General features: G+C 72.7%; 19 protein-coding genes. 6 read left to right on the top strand and 13 right to left on the bottom strand.

Annotated elements, in window-relative coordinates; translation table 11 throughout:
* Positions 1 to 6 precede the first annotated feature (6 nt).
* The 5 genes from speB to FH608_RS32930 form a co-directional block, all read right to left on the bottom strand.
* Positions 7 to 1020 (bottom strand): agmatinase, encoded by a 1014-nt coding sequence (gene speB, locus FH608_RS32910; RefSeq protein ID WP_139634271.1) that lies wholly within the window; start codon positions 1018 to 1020, stop codon positions 7 to 9.
* Positions 1021 to 1044: 24 nt separating this feature from the next.
* Positions 1045 to 2115, bottom strand: a complete 1071-nt coding sequence (gene cobT, locus FH608_RS32915) for a nicotinate-nucleotide--dimethylbenzimidazole phosphoribosyltransferase (RefSeq protein ID WP_139634272.1) — start codon at positions 2113 to 2115, stop codon at positions 1045 to 1047.
* 13 nt (positions 2116 to 2128) lie between these two features.
* Positions 2129 to 2974, bottom strand: a complete 846-nt coding sequence (locus FH608_RS32920) for a sirohydrochlorin chelatase (protein ID WP_139634273.1) — start codon at positions 2972 to 2974, stop codon at positions 2129 to 2131.
* A gap of 70 nt (positions 2975 to 3044) precedes the next feature.
* On the bottom strand, positions 3045 to 4220 hold the full coding sequence (locus tag FH608_RS32925; RefSeq protein WP_139634274.1) for a bifunctional cobalt-precorrin-7 (C(5))-methyltransferase/cobalt-precorrin-6B (C(15))-methyltransferase: 1176 nt from the start codon (positions 4218 to 4220) through the stop codon (positions 3045 to 3047).
* A 103-nt stretch (positions 4221 to 4323) separates the two neighbouring features.
* Positions 4324 to 5403, bottom strand: coding sequence for a GNAT family N-acetyltransferase (locus FH608_RS32930; protein WP_193318760.1), 1080 nt, complete (start codon positions 5401 to 5403; stop codon positions 4324 to 4326).
* Positions 5404 to 5478: 75 nt separating this feature from the next.
* Here FH608_RS32930 and FH608_RS32935 point away from each other — a divergent pair, with 75 nt between their 5' ends.
* Both FH608_RS32935 and FH608_RS32940 read left to right on the top strand, forming a co-directional pair.
* Entirely contained in the window at positions 5479 to 5889 is a 411-nt protein-coding gene (locus FH608_RS32935; protein WP_139634276.1) for a DUF2795 domain-containing protein, read from the top strand.
* A 3-nt stretch (positions 5890 to 5892) separates the two neighbouring features.
* On the top strand, positions 5893 to 6903 hold the full coding sequence (locus tag FH608_RS32940) for a baeRF2 domain-containing protein (RefSeq protein ID WP_139634277.1): 1011 nt from the start codon (positions 5893 to 5895) through the stop codon (positions 6901 to 6903).
* On the opposite strand, the gene FH608_RS32945 is transcribed toward FH608_RS32940, so the two are convergent.
* The 3 genes from FH608_RS32945 to FH608_RS32955 are packed head-to-tail and all read right to left on the bottom strand — an operon-like array spanning position 6893 to position 9556.
* Positions 6893 to 7450: a LutC/YkgG family protein gene (locus FH608_RS32945; RefSeq protein WP_139634278.1), complete on the bottom strand. Its 558-nt coding sequence runs from the start codon at positions 7448 to 7450 to the stop codon at positions 6893 to 6895. The genes FH608_RS32940 and FH608_RS32945 overlap by 11 nt on opposite strands.
* Positions 7437 to 8828, bottom strand: a complete 1392-nt coding sequence (locus FH608_RS32950) for a lactate utilization protein B (protein ID WP_193318761.1) — start codon at positions 8826 to 8828, stop codon at positions 7437 to 7439. The genes FH608_RS32945 and FH608_RS32950 overlap by 14 nt, the downstream gene beginning before the upstream one ends.
* The gene (locus FH608_RS32955; protein WP_139634279.1) at positions 8825 to 9556 is read right to left on the bottom strand and encodes a (Fe-S)-binding protein; all 732 of its coding nucleotides are present in this window, start codon (positions 9554 to 9556) and stop codon (positions 8825 to 8827) included. The genes FH608_RS32950 and FH608_RS32955 overlap by 4 nt, the downstream gene beginning before the upstream one ends.
* Before the next feature lie 86 nt (positions 9557 to 9642).
* Here FH608_RS32955 and FH608_RS32960 point away from each other — a divergent pair, with 86 nt between their 5' ends.
* Entirely contained in the window at positions 9643 to 10344 is a 702-nt protein-coding gene (locus FH608_RS32960) for a FadR/GntR family transcriptional regulator (RefSeq protein ID WP_139634280.1), read from the top strand.
* Between the two features lie 7 nt (positions 10345 to 10351).
* On the opposite strand, the gene FH608_RS32965 is transcribed toward FH608_RS32960, so the two are convergent.
* The gene (locus FH608_RS32965) at positions 10352 to 11782 is read right to left on the bottom strand and encodes a sulfatase family protein (RefSeq protein ID WP_139634281.1); all 1431 of its coding nucleotides are present in this window, start codon (positions 11780 to 11782) and stop codon (positions 10352 to 10354) included.
* An 82-nt stretch (positions 11783 to 11864) separates the two neighbouring features.
* Here FH608_RS32965 and FH608_RS32970 point away from each other — a divergent pair, with 82 nt between their 5' ends.
* Positions 11865 to 12866 (top strand): LLM class F420-dependent oxidoreductase, encoded by a 1002-nt coding sequence (locus tag FH608_RS32970; protein WP_139634282.1) that lies wholly within the window; start codon positions 11865 to 11867, stop codon positions 12864 to 12866.
* A 1-nt stretch (position 12867) separates the two neighbouring features.
* On the opposite strand, the gene FH608_RS32975 is transcribed toward FH608_RS32970, so the two are convergent.
* The gene (locus FH608_RS32975) at positions 12868 to 13590 is read right to left on the bottom strand and encodes a DUF4328 domain-containing protein (protein WP_139634283.1); all 723 of its coding nucleotides are present in this window, start codon (positions 13588 to 13590) and stop codon (positions 12868 to 12870) included.
* Between the two features lie 46 nt (positions 13591 to 13636).
* Entirely contained in the window at positions 13637 to 14284 is a 648-nt protein-coding gene (locus FH608_RS32980) for a response regulator (RefSeq protein ID WP_139634284.1), read from the bottom strand.
* A gap of 92 nt (positions 14285 to 14376) precedes the next feature.
* Here FH608_RS32980 and FH608_RS32985 point away from each other — a divergent pair, with 92 nt between their 5' ends.
* Entirely contained in the window at positions 14377 to 15057 is a 681-nt protein-coding gene (locus FH608_RS32985) for an ABC transporter ATP-binding protein (protein ID WP_139634285.1), read from the top strand.
* Entirely contained in the window at positions 15054 to 17015 is a 1962-nt protein-coding gene (locus FH608_RS32990) for an FtsX-like permease family protein (protein ID WP_139634286.1), read from the top strand. Before FH608_RS32985 ends, FH608_RS32990 begins: the two co-directional genes overlap by 4 nt.
* Before the next feature lie 76 nt (positions 17016 to 17091).
* On the opposite strand, the gene FH608_RS32995 is transcribed toward FH608_RS32990, so the two are convergent.
* Complete coding sequence (locus tag FH608_RS32995; RefSeq protein WP_193318775.1) at positions 17092 to 20808, bottom strand: DNA polymerase III subunit alpha; 3717 nt, start codon at positions 20806 to 20808, stop codon at positions 17092 to 17094.
* Positions 20808 to 21074, bottom strand: a complete 267-nt coding sequence (locus FH608_RS33000) for a DUF6504 family protein (RefSeq protein ID WP_193318762.1) — start codon at positions 21072 to 21074, stop codon at positions 20808 to 20810. The genes FH608_RS32995 and FH608_RS33000 overlap by 1 nt, the downstream gene beginning before the upstream one ends.
* Between the last annotated feature and the right edge of the window lie 246 nt (positions 21075 to 21320).

A 21320-nucleotide genomic window follows, 5' to 3' on the forward strand; every position in this document is an offset into this window, starting at 1 on the left:
CATCGGTCAACGACCGTCGAGCAGGGGCTGCCGAGGATCCCAGCGAGGCCCGCCCTTCGCATCCTTGCGGCGTCTGGCCATCGCTGACAGCGCCTCAAGAATAACCCGGTTCCCGAGGTAGGCGGTGATGTCAGCGTGGTCGTACGGCGGCGCCACCTCGACCACCTCCATCCCGGCCACGGGCAGGTCGTAGCAGATCCGGCGTACCGCATCGAGCAACTGCCTGGCGGTCAGCCCTCCGGGCTCGGGGGTGCCGGTGCCGGGCGCGTGGCCGGGGTCGCAGACGTCGATGTCGACGGACAGGAACACCTGGTCGCACTCGTCCAGCGCGATCGCGAACGACTCCGTCAGGCACTCCTCCAGCCCGCGCGCCACGATCTCGGTCATCTCGTACGACCGCATGCCCTGCCGCGCCATCCAGTCCAGCGTCTCCGGCTCCGGCCAGTAGCCGCGCAGCCCGATCTGCAGGAACCGGTCGCCGCGGATCGCGCCCGACTCGATGAGCCGCCGCATCGGCTGCCCGTGACCGTAGAGGTGGCCGAACGCGATGTTCCCCGTGTCGGCGTGCGCGTCGAAGTGGATCATGGACGTGCGGCCCTCCGCGTAAGCCCTGGCGGTGCCGCGCGCGTCGGGCAGCGCCACCGTGTGGTCGCCCCCGAGCACCAGCGGGATCGCCCCCGAGGCGGCCACCCGGTGCACGGCCTCCTCGATCGCGGCCAGCGAGCCCTCGACGTCGCCCGAGTAGCACTCGACGTCGCCCGCGTCGAGCACCCGCAGGTCGCGCAGGGCGTCCACGCGCAGCGCCAGGCTCGGCCTGGACCCGTCGTGCGGCAGGTAGCAGGCCTGGCGCAGCGCCATGGGGCCGAACCTGGCCCCGGGGCGGTTGCTGGTGCCGCCGTCGAAGGGTGCCCCGACGATCACGACGTCCGCGTCGGCGTACGAGGCGGGATCGCCGAGGTCACACCGTTCGACGCCCAGGAACGTGATGTCGGGACCGTACATGGGTCCGTATCGGGACACAGATCACCTCCGGTTCCTCCATCATCACACGGGCTTCTCCGTCACCCCCGCGGAATCGAACGTGGCCACGTCGTGCATGACGCGCACGGCCGCGCAGAGGATCGGATGCGCCAGCAGCCCGCCCGAGCCCTCGCCCAGCCGCAGCTCCAGGTCCACGAGCGGGTGCAGCCCGAGGTGGTCGAGCGCCACGGTGTGGCCGGGCTCGGCCGAGCGGTGGCCGGCGACGCAGTGGTCGGTCGCGGCGGGGTCGAGGGCGGCGGCCACGAGGGCGGCGGCGCCGGCGATGACGCCGTCGAGGATCACCGGCACGCGGGCGGCCGCGCCGCCCAGGATGAAGCCCGCGAGCGCCGCGTGCTCGAACCCGCCGACCGCGGCCAGCGCCCGCAGCGCCTCGCTGGGCGCGGTCATGGCGCCCGACAGGCCGTTCGTGCGCAGGGCGTCGCGGACGACGTCGACCTTGAGCTGGTACGTCGCGTCGTCGATCCCGGTGCCCCTGCCGGTCACCTCGGCGGGGTCCCGGCCGGCGAACACGGCGATGAGGGCGGCGGAGGCGGTGGTGTTGGCGATGCCCATGTCGCCGGTGATCAGGCAGCGGGCGCCCGAGGCCACCAGGTCGCGGGCCACGGTGATCCCGGCTTCGAGCGCCCTGACCGCCTGGTCGACGCTCATCGCGGGCCCCTTCGACAGGTCGTCGGTGCCGTACGCGATCTTCTGCTTGACCAGGCCGGGAGCGTCGGGCAGGTCCGCGGCGACGCCCACGTCCACCACCGTGACCGGCACGCCGGCCTGGGCGGCGAAGGCGTTGGCGACCGCGCCGCCGGCCAGGAAGTTGGCGACCATCTGCACCGTGACCTCCTGCGGCCACGGGGTGACGCCGCGGGTGTGCACGCCGTGGTCGCCGGCGAAGATGGCCAGCGCCGCCGGCTCGGGCATGGGCGGCGGGCTGGTGCCGGCGGCGCCGGCGAGGCGTACCGCGAGCTCCTCGAGAGCGCCGAGCGAGCCGCGGGGCTTGGTGAGGCGGTCCTGGTACGCGCGGGCCGCGGCGATGGCGCCGGGGTCCGCGGGGCGGATCGCGGCGAGCGTTTCAGCCAGCACAGCAAACCTCCACTTACGGGACGAGTTGGAGCGCTTCCTCGTATCGGTCGATCACCACGTCGGCCAGGGTCTCGCAGTCCCCGATCACCTCCGCGCAGCGGATGTCCAGATCGGGGTGGCCCGCGCCGTACGCGAGCGCCTGGGCCCACACGCGTTCCAGCATGCCGCCCGCGAACAGCAGGTACGGCACCACGATCACGCGCTTGGCCCCCAGGCGGCGGCAGCGTTCGAGCCCGCCGGGCACCCCCGGCGGGGTGACGGACACGAACGCGGTCTCCACGGTCATGAAGTCGTAGGCGTGGGTCTCCCAGAACAGCCGGGACACCCGGTGGACCTCGGCGTTGGCCGTCGCGTCGGTCGAGCCCTCGCCGACCAGCACGACCGCCGTCTCCCCCGGCTCGACGTGCACGGGGTGCTCGTCGGCGGGCGGCGTGTCGACCGCGCGCAGCCGGGGCCGGGCGCCCGCCATCTCCAGCGCGCGGGGCTTGGACAGCTCGGTGGCGGCCTCGTTCAGCCGCTCGGCCAGCAGCGAGAGCACGCGCGGGTCGGGGCCGAGCGGGCGGCCGTAGTCGTACATCAGCGTCGGGTGCCGCTTCTGCTCCAGCTCCATCGCGGCGGGGAACTCGTCGCTCATCCTGCTGAGGCTCAGCGGCAGCGCGACCAGCCGGTGGTGGCCCCTGGCGACCAGGGACGCCACGGAGTCGCTCAGCAGCGGCGAGGCCCGCTCCAGATAGCCGCCGGAGACGTCGGCGCCCGTCTGGTCGAGCCGGCAGCGCAGCCGGTGTACGAACCTGCCGAACTCCGCGGCGTAGGCGTCGTCCTGTGAGCCCTGCCCGATCAGCAGGAGCGGCGGCTTCATTGTGAGGGAATCTCCGGTCCGTTGGACAAAGACACGCGAGGATAACCGATGCACGGCGGTAGGGGACAGGTCACGCTGTGTGCGCGGGCGTAGCGTGCACCACGAACACGGGGTCGGAAGCGGTCAGGCTGTGGGATCCGTCGGGGTCGAGCGACAGCTTCGAGGCGAGGATCTGGCTCCCGTCGCCGCGGTAGCCCAGCTCGCGCAGCCGGTCGAGCACGGTGGCGACCTGCTCGACCTTCCTGAGCGAGCACACCAGCGAGCGCGGACGGCGCTCGGCGCAGGCGACCACCACGTCGGGGCCGCCGCCGCCCACGTAGACGGCGTCGGGGTCGGGCAGCGGCTCCAGCGCCGGGGGCGCCTGTCCCCTGGTCAGAGCCACCTTGACGCCGTGCCGCAGCACGTTGGCGCGCAGCCTGGCGCACGACTCCTCGTCGCGCTCGACGGCCATGACGGCGGCGCCCATCCGCGCGCACTCGACGGCGATCTCGCCCGCGCCCGCGCCGACGTCCCAGACCAGGTCGCCGAGCCGGGGACCCAGCTTGGCCAGGATGAACGCGCGTACCTCCGGCGGCAGCGCGCCCTCGCCCGGCAGCGCCCACTCGGCCGGTCCGGGCCGCGCGCCCGCCACCCAGCTCGGCTCCTTGGGGCGGTGCAGCGGGTCGATGACGAGCACCACGTCGGGGTCCTTCCACGGCCTGGTCGTCGCCTCGCCCATGCGGCTGTGGGTGACCCGCTCGTCCGGCCCGCCGAGGTCCTCGCAGACGATCAGAGCGCGCGGCGTGGTCGGGGCCAGCCCCCTGGCGATCTCGGCGGGGCCGGCGCCCGGCGCGACGAGCACGGCGACCTTGGGGTGGGCGCGGCAGGCGTTCACGGCCCGGTCGAGCTGTTCCGGCCCGGCCGGTGCGACGACGAGCGCGTCCTCCCAGTTGATCCCGGCACATGCGAAGGCGCGCGTCACGAGCGGGATCGCGGGGATCACCTCTGGTTTGAGGCCGTGCGCCCGCAACGTACGGACGACGCCGAAGAATCCGGGATCGCCCGGCGCGACCACGACGGCCGGGCCCTCGCCGTGCTCCAGGTGGTCGTCGAGGGCGTCCAGCAGCGCGTCGCCCGGCACGGTCGGCGCGGTGAGCTTGAGCTGCCCGAGCACGGCGTCGGGGCCCACCACGAGCCGCGCCTCGTTCAGCCTGTCCATCGCCTTGGCCGGGAAACCCTGCCCGTCCCAGCCGACCACCGTGATCATCGCGCCTCACCGTCCTCCTCTCCAGGGTGACGGGTGCGGGGAGGTTTCACAAAGGGTGGCAAGGGTCAGTCCGGTGTCCCCTGCCAGGCAAAGGAGCCGGTGCTCAGGCCAGGTCCGACGGGAGGAGGCTGTAGACGATCAGGTCCTCGCCGCCCAGCGAGGCGCGGGCCACGCCCTCGCGGACGAACCCGGCCTTCTCCGCCACCCGCTGGGACGCCGTGTTGGCCACCGCCGCGCGGAGCTGGAGCCGGCCGAAGCCGTGCCGCTCGAACAGCCAGCGCGCGATCGCCACCACGGCCTCGCCCGCGTACCCCCTGCCACGGGCCCACGGCGCGGTCATGTAGCCGACCTCGGCCGTCCGGTTCGTCCAGTCGAGATCTCTGAGGTCCACGCTCGCCGCGAACCGCCCGGTTTCGAGCCCTTCGACGGTCCAGGCGATGCCCGCGCCCCTCATCCGCATCCGTTCGGAGAAGTCGATGAACGCCCGCGCGTGCTCCTGCGTGTAGCCGCGCGGCACGCCGGTCCTGGCCTGGGTGAGGGGGTCGGCGGCGGTGGCGGCCAGGTCGGCCACGTCCGACGGGGACGCGGGGCGCAGCAGCAGCCGCCCGGTACGCAGCTCCGTCCTGGGCAGGGCGTCGGACGGCGCGCGGCCGTCCCCGCGCAGCAGCCCGAACACGACCAGGTCGTGCGTGCCGTCCTCGTCCAGCACCGCGTCGCGCAGCACGCCCTCCCAAGTGAAGCCGGCTTTGAGCGCCACGCGGAGCGAGGCCAGGTTGTCGAGGTTGGCGGTCAGGTCGATCCGGCGCAGCCGGGTGTTCTCGAACGCCCAGCCGGCCAGCCCGCGCACGGCCTCCGTGGCGAAGCCGCGGTCCCGGTAGAGGGGATGCACGCCGTACCCCACCTCGGTCGTGCCCGCGCTCCACGAGGTCTTGAACAGGCTGATCGCGCCCACGACCAGCCCTTCGGCGTCGGCCATGGCCAGGTGCACGCCCTGGCCGGAGCGGCGCAGCTCGTGGACGCCGACCGCCAGCCAGTGGTCGACGCCGGACGGCTTGGCGGGCGCGCCGGGCGGGAGGAAGCGGGCGCCGGACCGCACGATGGACCGGATCCGGCCGGCGTCCCGGGGGCTGAACGGCCGCAGCGTGAGCCGTTCCGTGGCGATGCTCAGGTCACGGTCGAACACGCTGGGCAGGCTACACACGCGATGTTTGCCCACCAAAGCGGGGGTAGGGGCGCAATTGAGAGGAGTGAGGGGACTATGGAGCAACGTGGGAGCGACAAGCACGGTCCACGCCTCGACGACCAGCAGAAGCACGAGACCGAGGGCATGGTTCGCGGCGGCGGCACCACGCACGCCGAGGAGTGGAAGCAGCCCGAGGCCATGCCGGCGGCCGGCGAGGAGTCGCAGCAGTCGTACCCGCCAGGACACGAGCCCGGCACCCCGTCCGGCATCACGCAGCAGGGCGTCGACGTCCGTAGCGACCTCGCCAAGTGGCTCAGCGACGCCCGCTGGCCGGCGTCCAAGGACGACCTGGCGGAGCACGCGGAGGAGACGGGCGCACCGGACCAGGTGACGGACATGGTGCAGTCCCTTCCCGACCGCAGTTACGCGAACGTGGCGGAAGTGGCCAAGGCCCTCGGGCTCGGCGTGGAGAAGCGGAGGTGGTGAGCGGTGCGGCTGGACTTCGTCCGCCCGCTGTACGAGCGGCGGGGCCCGTACGCGTCCGTGTACGTCGGCGCGTACACCGGCCCTGAGCGGGAGACCCACTGGCACGGTGTGCGCGACCAGCTGGAGGAGGCCGACAAGGCCACTCTGGAGGCGCTGGAGGAGGAGGCCAGGCGGCCGGCCCCCGGCCGGGCGCTGTTCGCCACGCACGGCGACGTGGTGCTGTCCGAGTCGCTGTCCAGGACGCCGAACGAGGTGGCCTCCTGGTCGCCGCTGCCGCACGTCACGCCGATGCTCATGATGCGCGGCGAGAACGTCCCACACATCCGGGTCATCGTGGACCACGCGGGGGCGGAGCTGACCGTCTTCGGCGGCGGGTCGCCGCGCAGCGCCGTCGTGGAGGCGGCCGACTGGCCGCTGCAGAAGACCGCGCAGGGCGGCTGGTCGCAGAAGCGGTACGAGCGGGCGGTGGACGACACCTGGGAGAAGAACGCCGTGGCCGTGGCCCGCGAGATCGACGACCAGGTCCGCCGCATCGGCGCGGAGCTGATCCTGGTCGCGGGCGAGCCGAAGTCGCGCTCGTACCTGCTGCATCACCTCGGCACCAAGTCCGCCGACCGGGTGATGATGGTCGAGCACGGCAGCCGCGCCGACCACGGGCAGTTCGAGGAGGACGTGGAGCGGGCGCTCGACGACTGGCTCGACCGCAAGCGCGCCGAGCTGCTCGAACGCCACCAGGAGATGTCCGGGCCCACCGGGATGGCCCGCGTCGCGCAGGCGCTGCGCGAGGGCCGGGTGCAGGCGGTGCTGACGCCCGGCGAGCTGCCGCAGCCCATCTGGATCGGCGAGGGCGGCACCCAGCTCGCCACCGACCCGGAGGAGCTGCACCGCTGGGGCGTCGGCGAGCCGGTGAAGGAGCGCTCGGACGCCGCCCTGGCCAGGGCCGCCGCGATGACGGACGCGGAGCTGTGGTTCTCCGACGCCGTCTCCGACGTGGCGGCCGTGCTCAGGTACTGATGATCACTTCGAGGGTACGGGGGCCGTGCACGCCCTCGACCCGGTTGAGCTCGATGTCGCTGGTGGCCGAGGGGCCGCTGATCCAGGTGAGCGGGCGGGCCGGGTCGAGCCGGGCGACGGCCTCCGGCACCCCGGCCACGATCTGGTCCGCCCGCACCACGCACAGGTGGTAGTCGGGGACCAGCGTCTGGGCGCGGGTGCCCTGGCCGGGGCCGTGGTCGAGCACGATCGTGCCGGTCTCGGCGATGGCCACGGCACAGGACGTGATGACGCCGTCGGCCGTGCCGAGGTCGTTCCAGCCGCCCGTACGGTCGAAGCCGTCGGGCACGATCATGCGGCGGCCCGCGACGCTCTCGTCGATCTTGGCGGGCACCTCGGAGGCGGGCAGCACGTGCACGATGGCCCGGTAGTCGTCCACCCGCTCGGCGAACAGCTCGACCAGGCCCTCCGCCTGCCGTCCCGCACGGTAGCCGCGCGGGATCTCCACGTCCTCCGCCCCGGCGACGGCCCTGCCGATCCTGGCCAGGATTTCGTCACGCGCGCTCATTCCGCTCCCACCAGTCTCTGAAGGATTCTTCCGGGATCTCCGGCACGTCCCGGGTGTCGGTCCACGCCGACAGCGGTCCCGGCAGGCGTTTCGGTACGAATCCGCGCACCCGCGTCGCCGCGCGCTGCGCCCTGGCCAGCCGGTTGTGGTCGTTGAGTATCCAGCCGGCGACCTTCATGCCGGCCCGCTCTGCGGCGGCGTGCGGGGCCTTGGCCCGCAGGTCGACCAGCACCTCCGGGATGTCGATGGCGACCGGGCAGACCTCGTAGCAGGCGCCGCACAGGCTGGAGGCGAACGGCAGCGAGGCGTCCAGCTCCGACGACATGCCCCTGAGCTGCGGCGTGAGGATCGCGCCGATCGGCCCCGGATAGACCGAGCCGTACGCGTGGCCGCCCGCGCGCTCGTACACGGGGCACACGTTCAGGCAGGCCGAGCAGCGGATGCAGCGCAGCGCCTGGCGGCCCACCTCGTCGGCGAGGACGTCGGTGCGGCCGTTGTCCAGCAGGACCAGGTGGAAGTCCTGGCCCTCGACGGAGCCGGTCCACATGCTCGTGTAGGGATTCATCCGCTCGCCCGTGGAGCTTCTCGGAAGCAGCTGGAGGAAGACCTCCAGATCCCGCCAGGAGGGCAGCAGCTTCTCGATCCCGACGACGCTGATCAGCGTCTCCGGGAGCGACAGGCACATGCGGCCGTTGCCCTCCGACTCCAGCACCACCAGCGTGCCCGTCTCGGCGACCATGAAGTTGGCCCCGGAGATCGCGACCTTGCTCCGCAGGAAGCGCTCGCGCAGGTGAAGCCGGGCCGCCTCGGTCAGCGCGGGCGGGTCGTCGGTCAGGTCACGTGGCGCGTCCGGCATCCTGTCCAGGAAGATCTCGCGGATCTCCGACCGGTTGCGGTGGATCGCCGGGACCAGGATGTGGCTGGGGAAGTCGTCGCCGAGCTGGACGATCAGCTCGGCCAGGTCCGTCTCGTACGCGGTGATCCCGTGCTCGGCCAGCGCCTGGTTGAGCTCGATCTCCTGGGTGGCCATCGACTTGACCTTGACCACCTCGGTCTCGCCGGTGGCCTTGACCAGGTCCGTCACGATGCGGTTGGCCTCGGCGGCGTCCCTGGCCCAGTGGACGGTGCCGCCCGCCCCGGTGACCGCCTCCTCCAGCTGGAGCAGGTAGCGGTCGAGGTTGCGCAGGGTGTGGTCCTTGATGGCCTTGCCGGCCGCGCGGAGCTCCTGCCAGTCGGGCAGCTCGCCGACGACGCCCGCGCGCTTGCCCCGGATGGTGTGGGTGGCCTTCCGGAGGTTGAAGCGGAGCTGCGAGTCCTGCACGGCCTTAGCAGAGTTCTCCGGGAAATTTCCGGGCATGCCGAGGAATGTCGCGCTCACTGGGTCTCCTCCGTCGATGCGAGGATCTCGGCCAGGTGCATCGTCCTGACGCCGGTCTTCTGGCGGCGCAGCGTGCCGCCGATGTGCATCAGGCACGAGTTGTCCGCCGCGCAGAGCACTTCAGCGCCGGTGTCCAGGATGTTGCGGGTCTTGTCGGCGCCCATCGCGGCGGAGACGGCCGGGTTCTTGACCGCGAACGTGCCGCCGAAGCCGCAGCACTCCTCGGAGCCGGGCAGCGGGACCAGCTCCAGGCCGCGCACGTTCCGCAGCAGCCTGGTGGGCCGGTCGCCCAGGTGGAGCCCGCGCAGCGAGTGGCACGTCGGGTGATATGTCACCCGGTGCGGGAAATATGCGCCGACGTCCTCCACCTTCAGCACGTCGATCAGGAACTCGGACAGCTCGTACACCTTCGGCGCGACCTCCGCGATGGCCGCCGCTCCCCTGCTGCCCGGCTTGGCGAGCTTCGGGTACTGCTCGCGCACCATGGCCGCGCACGAGCCCGACGGCGCGACGACGGCGTCGTACCCGGCGAACACCTCGGTGAAGTGGCGGGCCAGCCGCACCCCCTCCTCCCGGTAGCCGGTGTTGACGTGCATCTGGCCGCAGCACGTCTGGGCGGCGGGGAAGTCCACGTCGCAGCCCAGCCTGCGCAGCAGCGACACGACGGCCTTGCCGGTGCCGGGGAAGAGCGTGTCGTTCACGCACGTGATGAACAGGGCGACTTGCACGACTCTCCTTCCAAGGTATGGTCCGACCACAGTATGGTCAGACCATACCGAACCACATCAACTCCGGCTACCACGAGGGGGCTCCGTTGGACGGCAGCGGGTGGCGTCCCGTCAAGCGAACGCGGACGTTCGAGGACGTCCTCGCACAGATCGAGCGGCGCATCACCGAGGACGGCCTGACCGTGGGCGACCGGCTGCCCGCCGAACGCCAGCTCGCCGAGCAGCTCGGCGTCAGCCGCTCCTCCGTACGCGAGGCCATGCGCGTGCTGGAGACCCTGGGCGTGGTGTCCTCCCAGGCGGGACGGGGCCCGGACGCCGGGGCCGTGCTCACCTCGCGCCCCGACAGCGCGCTCACCGACCTGCTCAGGCTCCACCTGGGCCTGGCCAGCCTGGAGATGCGCGAGGTCATCGACACCCGGCACATGATCGAGCAGTGGGCCGCCGCCCAGGCCGCCGCCGCGCGGGCCGACACCTCCGCGCTCGCCACCGCCCTTTCCGGGATGGACCGGGCCGCCTCCCCCGAGGAGTTCGTGGAGCACGACACGGCGTTCCACTGCGCGATCGCGGACGCGTCGGGCAACCGGCTCATCGCCGCCATCATGCGCTCACTCCGGGACTCGATGCGCAGGTACTCGGTCGAGGCCGTGCGCCGCCTGGGCGACACGTCCGTCCTGCGCGCCGACCACGTGCGCATCCTGGAGGCCATCGAGCGCGGCGAGACGGACGAGGCCGCGCGGGCGATCTCCGAGCATCTCGCGCACGCCTACCCCTCCCTGTTCGGGCACTGAGCGGAGGTCACTCGCGGGCGTCGGCGACCCGGCAGGTGGCGCCCGAGCAGGTCACCATCGCGGTCAGCCGCGCGTCGAGCCCGGCCAGCAGCGCGGGATCGGCTTTGCCTGCCAGGTTGTGCAGCTCGTACGGATCGGCGTGCACGTCGTAGAGCTGCCGCTCTCCCGTCTCGTAACGGGCATAGGCGTACCGTTCCGTACGCAGGGCCTGATAGCCGGGCACCGGGGTCTGGGCGGCCGACGACCTGTTGGTCGGCCGGACGAACTCGACCAGCACGTTCCTGCGCCACTCCCCGGGTGGGTGGCCCTTCAGCAGCGGCACCAGCGACCGCCCCTCCGCGAACGGGGGCATCGTGGCCCCGGCCAGGTCGGCGAAGGTCGCGGCCAGGTCGACCGTGGAGCCGAGCCGGCTGATCGTGGCGCCCGCCTTGACGCCGGGGCCGCGCACGACGAGCGGGACCCTGATCGCCTCGTCGAACGGCGTGGTCTTGCCCTGCTTGAGCCGGTGCGTGCCGAGGTGGAAGCCGTTGTCGGAGCCGAAGAAGATGTAGGTGTTGTTGAGCTTGCCGCTCTTCTTCAGCGCCTGCACCACGGAGCCGACGAGGTCGTCCACCCCGAGCATGGAGCGCATCCTGGCGCGGTAGCGCTCGTCGACCTCGCCGACGTCCACCTCCGAGAGCGGGGGCCGCGTCCGCAGCCAGAGCGGCTCGGCGCTCACGTCCTCCTGGTTGAACGACGGCGTGCGCGGCGCCGTGGCCCCGGCGAACGCGTTCGCGTGCCGGACGGCGGGATTGGCCGGGTTGTGCGGCCCGATGGGCGCCAGGTAGAGGAAGAACGGCGTGCCCTTCGAGCCGGTGATGAAGTCGGTCGCCTTGCGGGCCAGCACGTCGGACAGGTAGTCCTGCTCCTGGAAGCCGTGGTCGACCAGGGTGCCGTTCTCGTTGAGCCGGTAGCCGTACTCCTCGTAGAGGTGGGTGACCGGCACGTGCCATTCGTTCCACCCGGGCGGCACGAAGCTCTCGTCGGCGGTCTCGCCCGGGTAGTGGTTGAGGAACTTGCCCATGAGCGCCGTGCGGTATCCGGCCTGCTGCATCCACGTCCCGATGGTGGAACGCTCCAGACCAAGAGTGTGAAAGCGATCGAACCCGCCTTCCGGGGCGGTGTTGGTCAGGACGCCATGGCTGTGGACGTACTGGGAACGCAGGATCGACGAGCGGGACGGGCAGCACCACGAGTTCGTCACGAAGAAGCGGTCGAACGAGGTGCCCTGGCGGACGAGCCGGGTGATGTTCGGGAAGTACGGCAGCGTGCCCGTCTCGAGGTCGTCGGCCAGCACGAGCACGATGTTCGGCCGCGACTCGCTCCGGGCCGTCGTCGCCCCGGCCGCCGGCAGGAGCAGAAGAAGCAGGCAGGCTACGCGACACAGACGCTTGACCACAGAGTGTCACTTCCCCGGAGGATCTCCCATTGACACGTTGGGCCGGCGCGGCCGTAATAAAACTTGATCCCGGAGGTGGCACATGAAGCTCGGTTTGAACCTCGGCTACTGGCAGCGCCACGCCGACGACGCCACCGAGTCGGTGCTGGCGGCCGAGCGGCTCGGCTACGACTCGGTGTGGACGGCCGAGGCGTACGGCAGCGACGTCTTCACCCCGCTGGCCTGGTACGGAGCGCGTACGAGCCGGATCAAGCTGGGCACCTCCATCGCCCAGATCTCGGCGAGACCGCCCGTCACGACGGCCATGACCGCGATGACCCTCGACCACCTCACCGGCGGCCGGCTGCTGCTCGGCGTCGGCGCCTCGGGCCCGCAGGTCGTGGAGGGCTGGTACGGCCGGCCGTTCGCCCGGCCCCTGGCCAGGACCCGCGAGTACGTCGAGATCATGCGCAAGGTGTGGCGCCGCGAGGAGCCGGTCACCAGCGACGGACCGCACTACCCGCTGCCACTGCCGGGCGGCCTGGGCAAACCGCTCAAGCTCATCACGCATCCGCTCCGCCAGGACATCCCCCTCTATCTCGGGGCGGAAGGCCCCAAGAACGTCGCCCTGGCCGCCGAGGTGGCCCAGGGCTGGCTGCCGCTGTTCGCGTTCCCCTCCAAGATCGAGGAGATGTACGGCGAGGCGCTGTCGGGTGCCTCCCCGGGCTTCGACGTGGCCGCCATGGTGATGGTGGTGATCTCCGACGACGTGCGGGCGGCGCTGGACGGGGTGAAGCTGATGCTCACGCTGTACATCGGCGGCATGGGCGCCAGGCGGCACAACTTCCACGCCGACATCATCGGCCGGATGGGCTACGCCGAGGCCGCCGAGCACATCCAGTCGTTGTACCTGGCCGGGCGGAAGGACGAGGCGTTCCGGGCGATCCCGGACGAGCTGGCCGACGGCATCTCGCTCGTCGGGCCGGCCGGGCGGATCAAGGAGCGCCTGGAGCTCTGGCGCCGCAGCCCCGTCACGAGCCTGCTGGTCATGGGGCCGCGCGACGAGCCCTCGCTCAAGCTCATCCGCGACCTGGTGCTCGGCTGAGTCAGCCGGTGCGGCCGATCGGTGTGGAGCCGGGCGCCGGGTGGGGCGGCTGGGGCGAGAACGTGCGCACGGTGCCCGGCTCGGCGGCCCGGGGCGCGCGGGCGGCGCGCTGGAGCCGGGTCAGCTCGCGTACGGTACCCGCGCATAGCAGGGCGGCCACCGCGGAGCAGGCCAGCTCCGGCAGCCCCACCCCCGTCAGCCCGCCGGCCGACGGGTCGAGCGGGAGCCGGATCGTGACCATCGCCAGCGTGGCCAGCCAGCTCAGCCACCACCCGGCCAGCAGCGCCAGCCACCGGCCGCGGCGGCCCGCCGGCGGCCGGGCGCCGCGCCACACGCCGTCGACCAGCACCACCGGCGCCACCAGGTTGAGGCCGGGCACCAGCCAGGCGACCGCCACGGGGCCGGGAGCGGCCGAGCGGTCATTGGCCTGCCTGGCCCGCACGAGCCAGGTCACGTAGGCGGCGGCCACGGCGATCGAGGTGCCGGCCACCAGCATCATCAGCACCGCGAACGCGGTCACCGCCCCCACCACGGCCTCAGCGTCGGCGCCCTGCGGGCGGCCGCCGAACGCGGCGAGCTGGACGGCGAGGTCGCGGCCACGGGCGTGCTCGAAGGTCACGAGGGCGCCGAGGGAGAGGACCTGGGCGGCAAGCGTCACGTGAACGGCAGAGGCGGCTCTCGTCGGCGGTGAGGCGTAGCGCACGATGATCTCCCCCCGGGCCATGCGCTGAGGTTCTGATTCACTTGTATCCCGGGAGCCCCGCTGTTAATCAGCTCACCACGCCGGATTCCCACGCCCAAGCTGCGATTTCGACCCGGTTCCTGGCGCCGAGTTTGGTGAAGATACTGCCGAGGTGCGTCTTCACCGTCGAGAGCGACACGAACAGCTCCGCGGCCACCTCCTGGTTCGTGCATCCCTTGGCCACCAGGCGCACGACGTCCAGTTCGCGGTCGGTCAGCGGGTCGTTCACCGGGAGCGCGGCCTGCTTCGGCCTGGCCAGGTGCTGCAGCAGCCGCACGGTCACCGAGGGCGAGACCAGCGCGTCGCCCGCCGCGGCGGCCCTGACCGCCTCGATCAGCAGCGTGGGCCCGCTGTCCTTGAGCAGGAAGCCGGTCGCGCCGTGGCGCAGGGCGCCGTACACGTACTCGTCCAGGTCGAACGTGGTGACGATGACGACCCGCAGCGGGTTCTCCACGCCCGGGCCGGCCAGCGCGCGGGTCACCTCCAGCCCGTCGAGCTTGGGCATCCTGATGTCGAGCAGGCACACGTCCGGCCTGAGCCGCCGGGCCTCGGACACCGCCTCGGCGCCGTCCGCCACCGCGGCGACGACCTCCATGTCCGGTTGAGCGTCCAAAATCATCTGGAAGCCGGTTCGTACCAATTGCTGGTCGTCGGCGATGAGCACCCGAATAGTCACGGCCTCAACTCTAAGGATCGGCCGTTCGGCCGAGGCGGAAACGGCCGCACGGCCGATCCCCCGCCCCCTGCCCGGCCGGGAGCCTGGACGGCATGAACGACGTGCTTGTTGGACGGGCCCTGACCAAGAGGTTCGGGCAGACGGTCGCCCTGGGCGGCGTGGACATCGCGGTACGAGGCGGCGAAGCCGTGGCGATCATGGGGCCGAGCGGGTCCGGCAAGTCGACCCTGCTGCACTGCCTGGCCGGCATCATGCGGCCCGACGCCGGGGAGGTGCACCTGCTCGGCCAGCGCATCGACGCGATGGGCGAGCGCCGGCGCAGCGCGCTGCGCCGTACCCGCTTCGGCTTCGTCTTCCAGTTCGGCCAGCTCCTGCCCGAGCTGCCCGCCGAGGAGAACGTGGCGCTCCCGCTCATGCTGGGCGGGGTGCCGAGGGCGCAGGCCGTACGGCAGGCGCGCGAGTGGTTCGCGCCCCTCGGCCTGCACTCCATGGAGGGCAGGCGGCCCGGCGAGCTGTCCGGCGGGCAGGCGCAGCGGGTGGCCATCGCGCGGGCGCTGGTGAGCAAGCCGGCCGTGGTGTTCGCCGACGAGCCCACGGGGGCGCTCGACCAGCAGACCGGGCAGGACACGATGCGGCTGCTGGTGGAGGCGACCAAGCACAACGCCGCCAGCCTGATCGTCGTCACCCACGACCCGAACGTGGCCGCCTGGTGCGACCGCACGGTCGAGGTCCGCGACGGCCACCTCCTGGCCGCGAGGGGGGCACGGGCGTGAACCTCGACCTGACCTGGCGGCTGCTCAGAGGCGGCGGCCGCAAGAGCCTGCTGGGCACCTGGCTCACGCTGGGCGCCGTCATCGTGTCCACGGCGCTGCTGCTGTTCGCCGTGGCCGCCAACTTCGCCTTCGCGGCCAGGGGCGAGCGCGGCGCCTGGCGCAATCCCGTACCCGTCGAGGAGGGCCCATTCAAGGAGGGCGCGGTCGCCGTCGAGGCGGCCCGCTTCGACTTCGTCGGCGACCAGGCGATCACCGTCGTCGACCTGGCCGCGCTGAAGGCCGGGGCGCCCGCTCCCCCCGGCATGCCGCGCTTTCCCGCGCCGGGCGAGGTGTGGCTGTCGCCGGCGCTGGCCGAGCTGGCCGAGCGGCTCCCCGCCGACCAGCTCGCCGGGCGCTACCCGCACCCCAAGGGCGTGCTGGGCGACGAGGCGCTGGTCCACCCCGGCGAGCTGGTCGTGGTCGTCGGCCACGAGCCGGACGACCCCGAGCTGACCGCCGCGCGCAGCGACGACTGGATCCTCGGCAAGGGCCCGGCGCGGGTGGCGAGCCTCGCGGGCACCCCGTCGGAGGACTCCGAGGCGTACCGGGCGCTCACGCTCGTCGCGAGCGTGCTCATGGTCGTGCCGCTGCTGGTCTTCGGGGGCGCGGCGGCCCGGCTCACGGTCGCCCGGCGCGACCAGCGGCTCGCGACGCTGCGGCTGGTGGGCGCGACGCCTGGCCAGGTCGTCCGCATGACGGTGGCCGAGGCGGTGATCGTCGCGCTGGCGGGCGCGCTGCTCGGCGCCGCCGGCTACGCCGCCGCGGCGCCGCTGCTGGCCCGCATCCCGATCGCGGGCGGTACGTGGTTCGTCTCCGACCTGTTCCCGCACCCGCTGATCCTGGCCGGGGTGCTGGTGGCCGTTCCGCTGCTGGTGGGTTTGTCCGCGGTGGTGGGGCTGCGGCGCGTCGTGGTGAGCCCGCTCGGGGTGGCCAGGCGCGAGACGCCGCCCGCCATGCGGTTCGTCCGGGTCGTCGCCCTGCTGGCCGTGCTGGCCGTCTTCCCGATGCTGAGCCGGGGGTCCAGCGTCGGGATCGTGGCCGTGGCGGTCGGCCTGGCGTTCCTGTGCCTCAACGTGACGGGTCCGTGGGTGGTCGGCCTGATCGGGCGCGTCACGGCCAGGACCGCGCGGGCGCCCGCGCGGTTGCTGGCGGGCCGCAGGCTGGTCGACGACCCGCGCGCCGCCTGGCGCACCGTGAGCGGCGTCGCGCTGACCGGCTTCGTCGCGGGCTTCCTCGGCCTGCTCAGCCCCGGCCTGTTCGCCGATGACGAGGCGCCCGCCCAGCTCCGCGTCTCGGCGCCCGCCGCGCAGGCGCCCGAGATCGCCGGACAGGCCAGGGACCGGCTGCGGGCGGCGGGCGTCACCGCGGAGGTGAAGGTCACCGGCGAGTCGTCCGACAAGGTCGTGGTGGCCGCCCTGGGCAGCGGCGCGGACACGGCCACGATCGACCGGGCCCGCACCGCGCTCGCCGGGCTCGTCCCCGGGCGCACCCCGACGACGGCGGATGACGACCAGCGGTTCGGCATCCAGATCCTGGCCGACGTGCGCGTGGGCACGATCGTGGTGCTGTCGGTGTCGTTCCTGGTGGCCATCGCCAGCTCGGGGATCACGGCGGCGTCGTCGGTGCTGGACCGGCGGCAGACGTACGGGCTGCTGCGGCTGGCGGGCACGCCGCTGGAGGTGCTCGACCGGGCCAGGCGGGCCGAGACGCTGATCCCGCTGACGGTGATGGGCGGCGGGGCGATCCTGGTGGGCGTGTTCTGCGCGACGCCGTTCATGATCGGGGGCATGAGCACGGTCGGGGTGATCACGCTGGCGGGGTGCGTCGTCGTGGGGTTCGCCGGCGTGATCGGCGCGGGGGCGCTGAGCCGGCCCCTGCTCCGCTCGGTGACCGCCGACCCGGCCCCGCGCCCGGACTGACCCCGGCTCGGTCGTTCGGGCGGCCGTGGGGCCTTCGGGGGCGGCCGTGGGGCCTTCGGGGGCGGCCGTGGGGCCTTCAGGCGGCCGTGGGGCCGGAACTGCCGGGGCTGGCGTGCCAGAGCCGCCTGGGCGGGGTGGCGGTGACGGCGGGGCCGAGGTCGGAGTAGGGCGACAGGCGGAAGCCGTTGGCGTACTCGATCCTGCGGCCCCGCACCCCCTCCGCCTTGGCGTCCGGCATGTCGGCGAGGAGCGCGCGGACCGCCTCGATGCCCTCCGCGCGCCAGAGCCCGTCCAGGTCCGCCAGGTTCCAGCAGTCCACCGCCCGCAGCGACACCGCCCGTGTCCCCGTGCGCCTGACCACTCCTCTGGCCAGCATGACCCACGAGCCGAACACCGTCGCCGCGCACCGCCCCTGCACCGACTCGAAGAACGTCAGGTCGATCGGCCCCGTCGAGTCGTCGAGCGTGGTGAAGATGACCCGCTGCCCCGAGCGCACGGCAGGCGTCTGCGTGGCCACCTTGACCCCCGCGACCAGCACCTCCGCCCCGTTGCGCTGCTTGAGCAGATCCCTGGAACGTACCACTCCGAGCGCGTCGAGCAGCTCGTCGTGGAAGCTGATGACGTGGCGGCTGATGTCGATGCCCAGGATCTCCAGCTCGGCCTCGACCATCTCCGTCTCGGTCATCTCGGGCAGCTCCCCCGGCGGCAGGTGCTCGGTGAAGCCCAGCGGGAGCTGCACCGACGGCTCCTCCTCGCGGGCCGGCCGCGAGGGCCGGGAGACGTAGTGCCGCGAGGCGCGCGGGCCCGAGCGCACACCGATCGACGAGGCCCGTTCGAGCGCCCCCACCTGGGCGATCAGGTCGCGGCGGGTCAGCTCGCCCGGACGCCAGCGGGCGCCGCCCGGGTGCAGGTCGTGGAGCGCGTCCAGCCCGCCGACCTGCACGATCCGCTCGATGGTCGGCCGCGAGGGCCGGGCACGGTCCCAGAAGTCGGCCAGCGACGTGTACGGCTGCCCGGCGATCATGCGTTCGACCTCGGCCTCGCTCACCCCCTTGACCGCCGAGAACGGCACCCGCAGCGCGTACCCCTTGCCGATCTCCGCGGCCTTGAACTCCCTGCGCACCGGGGACGAGGCGCCCTCCAGCGCGGTGGGACGCACGCGCAGCCCCAGCCGCTCCACCTGCCAGTCCTTGGCCGACCTGTTGATGTCGAGCGGCAGGATCTTGATCCCGCACTGCCTGGCCTCGTCGATGATGACGCGCGGCGGGTACATGCCCGGCTCGTGCGTGAGCACCCCCGCGAAGAACGCCGCCGCGTGGTGCCGCTTGAGCCAGGCCGACTGGTACGTGGGCAGCGCGAACGCCGCCGCGTGGGCCTTGCAGAACCCGAAGGCCCCGAACGCGTCCAGCACCTGCCAGGCCCGCTCGACGGCCGCGTCGTCGAAGCCCTGGGCCCTGGCCATGGGGACGAACGTCTTGCGCACCAGCTCCCGCCCCTCCGGCGTGGCCAGCGTGCGCCGCAGCATCTCGGCGAACGACAGGTCGCGCCCCGTCATCACCTCGATGATCCTGAGCACCTGCTCGTGGAAGACCACGACCCCGTGCGTCTCCTTCAGCGCGCCGCGCAGCCTCTCGTGCGGGTAGTACGGCTTGCGCCACCCGTGCCTGGCCTCCAGGTAGGGGGTGACCATGTCGGAGTTGACCGGGCCGGGCCTGAACAGCGAGATGTCCACGATCAGGTCGTGCATCCTGCGCGGCTCCAGCTTGGCGACCAGCTCGCGCTGCCCCGGCGACTCGATCTGGAAGCAGCCGAGGGTGCGGCTGGCGCAGATCATGTCGTACGTGTCCTGGTCGTCGTGCGGCACGTACTGGACGTCCGGTTCGTCGCCGCTCTGGGTGTCGAGCTCGACCACGATGTCGTCCACCCGCTTGATCTCGCTCAGCGCGTACGCCATCGCCGACTGCATCCGCACGCCCAGCACGTCGAGCTTGAGCAGCCCGGCCTCCTCCACGTCCTCCTTGTCGAACTGCGACATCGGGAACTCCAGCAGGCTGCGTTCGACCGGGGTCCTGTCGCGCAGGCCCGCGTTGCCGACCAGCACGCCGCACGGGTGCAGCGCGATGTGCCTGGGCAGCCCGTCGAGCCTCTCCGCCAGCCGGAACACCCGCTCCAGCCCCACCTCGCCGAGCCGGCTGTCGCGCAGCTCGGGCAGGTCGTGCAGCGACGCGGTGATCTGCCTGGCCCTGATGTGCGGGAACGCCTTCGCGATGGCGTCGATCTCGTGCGGCGGCAGGCCCATGGCCCCGGCGACGTCGCGGATGGCGCTGCGCGCCCGGTAGGTCTCCATCATGGACACGCAGGCCACGCTGTCCTCGCCGTAGCGGTCGAAGATGGCCTTGTAGCAGTCGAGGCGGCGGGCCGACTCCACGTCCACGTCGATGTCGGGCAGCCCGATGCGGCCCTCCGACAGGAAACGCTCCATGAGCAGGCCGTGGTCGAGGGGGTTCACCTCGCCGATGCCGATGAGGTAGTTGACCAGGCTGCCCGCGCCCGAGCCGCGGATGGCGCAGCGGATGCCCATGCCGCGAATCATGTCGGTGATGCCGGACACGGCGATGAAATATCCGGACAGGCGCTTGCGCTCGATGATGTCCAGCTCGGCCCTGAGCCGCTCCCTCGCCTCGCCCGAGCGGCCGAGGCCGCGCGCGACCAGCCCCTCCTCGACGCGGCCGCGCAGCAGCGGCACCGGGTCGTGGCCGACGTCCGGCAGGTGCAGGTCGGGCGGCTCCTGGCGCAGCGCCAGCAGCCTGGCCGGCTCCACCGAGCACGCCTCGGCCAGCCGCCTGGTCGTGAACAGCAGCCGTGCCACCCGCTCCTGGTCCCCGCCGCAGACCCTGGCCGCCACCTGCCGCATCTCCTTGCCGCTCTTGAGGTAGGCGTGGGAGGTGGTGCGCTCCAGGTGGCGCGGGTGCAGCGGGACGAGCTGGCGGGCCGCGTCGAGCACGTCGCCCACCTGGTGGTCGGCCGGGTCGAGATAGCGCACCGCGTTGGTCAGCACGGCGGGGACGCCCATGGACTCGGCCAGGCCCAGCATGCGCACGGCCGTGGTGGCGTCGCGGAAGCCGTACTGGTCGACCAGCTCGACCACCACCCCGGGCACCGCGGCGCGCCACAGGCCGAGCAGCGTCCTCGCCTGCTCGTCACGCCGCGCGGCCACCGCCCTGCCCACGTCGGACCTGGGGCCGAGCAGCACCACGAGCCCGTCCTCGGCACCGAACCCGTGCTCGGCACCGAATCCGCGCCCTGCGAATCCGCGCCCTGCGCCGACTCCGCGCTCGCCCGGCCCGCCGGCCCACTCGCCGACCAGCTCGCGGGTCACCTTCGGCGCGCCGCGCTCACCCGCGTAATGGGCGGCCGTGACCAGCCGGCACAGGCGCGACCAGCCTCCGGAACGGGCCAGCACCGTGACGCGGTCCTCCGCGTCCGGCCCCGTCCTCGGAGTCCTCGGGCCATGCGGACGGTGACGCCCCGGCATGTCCAGCCCGGGCACCCCGAACCCCGGCAGCGGGGGCAGGGCGTCGAGCGCCAGATTCACGCCGAGGACCGCGGAGATGCCGGCGTCCGCGCACGCATGGGCGTGCTTGATCGCGCCGTAGAGCCCGTCGCGGTCGGTCAGGGCCAGGATGTCCATCCCGTGATCGACCGCCCGCCGGACCAGCGCCTGCGGGAAGGCCGTGCCGTAACGCATGGAGTACGCGGAGCACACGCTGAGGTGCGCGAACGGCGGCGCCATCAGTCCCACGCCCTCAGCAGCAGCCAGCCGTTGGCGGCGGTGTCGTAACGCAGCTCGTACGAGCCGACCTCGCGCCCGGGACTGGCCTCCACCCGCCAGAACCGGCGCTCGCCGGGGTCGCCCTCGCCGGTCTTCCACCATTCGCGCGCGACCACCCAGTGGTCGAGGACCCGGCGGACGAGATAGAGCCGGTCGCGCCAGACGAACTGGGTCGGCTCCCCGTCCCGGGTCCACACCTCTATCGGATCGCCATAGAGTCTGCTCAAGACGCTTTCTCCCCGCGGCTCTGGTCGTATGGTGAGCCACCCGGGGGAAGGCGGGCGCTATAAGTCGAACATATGTTCTCCGCGTTCCGAACGCAAGTCGCCGACCAGCCGATGGCCACCAAGCCGGCCGGCGCGCCTGATCGACATGATGGCCAGGCGCTTGATGCACCGCTACCGCATGGCTGTCGGGCGGCAGGGAGATCTTTTCGACCACGCCGCCGTTATCATCATCGGTCGAAGCATCGG

The organism is Nonomuraea phyllanthi, assembly GCF_006334985.2.
Taxonomy (GTDB): domain Bacteria; phylum Actinomycetota; class Actinomycetes; order Streptosporangiales; family Streptosporangiaceae; genus Nonomuraea; species Nonomuraea phyllanthi.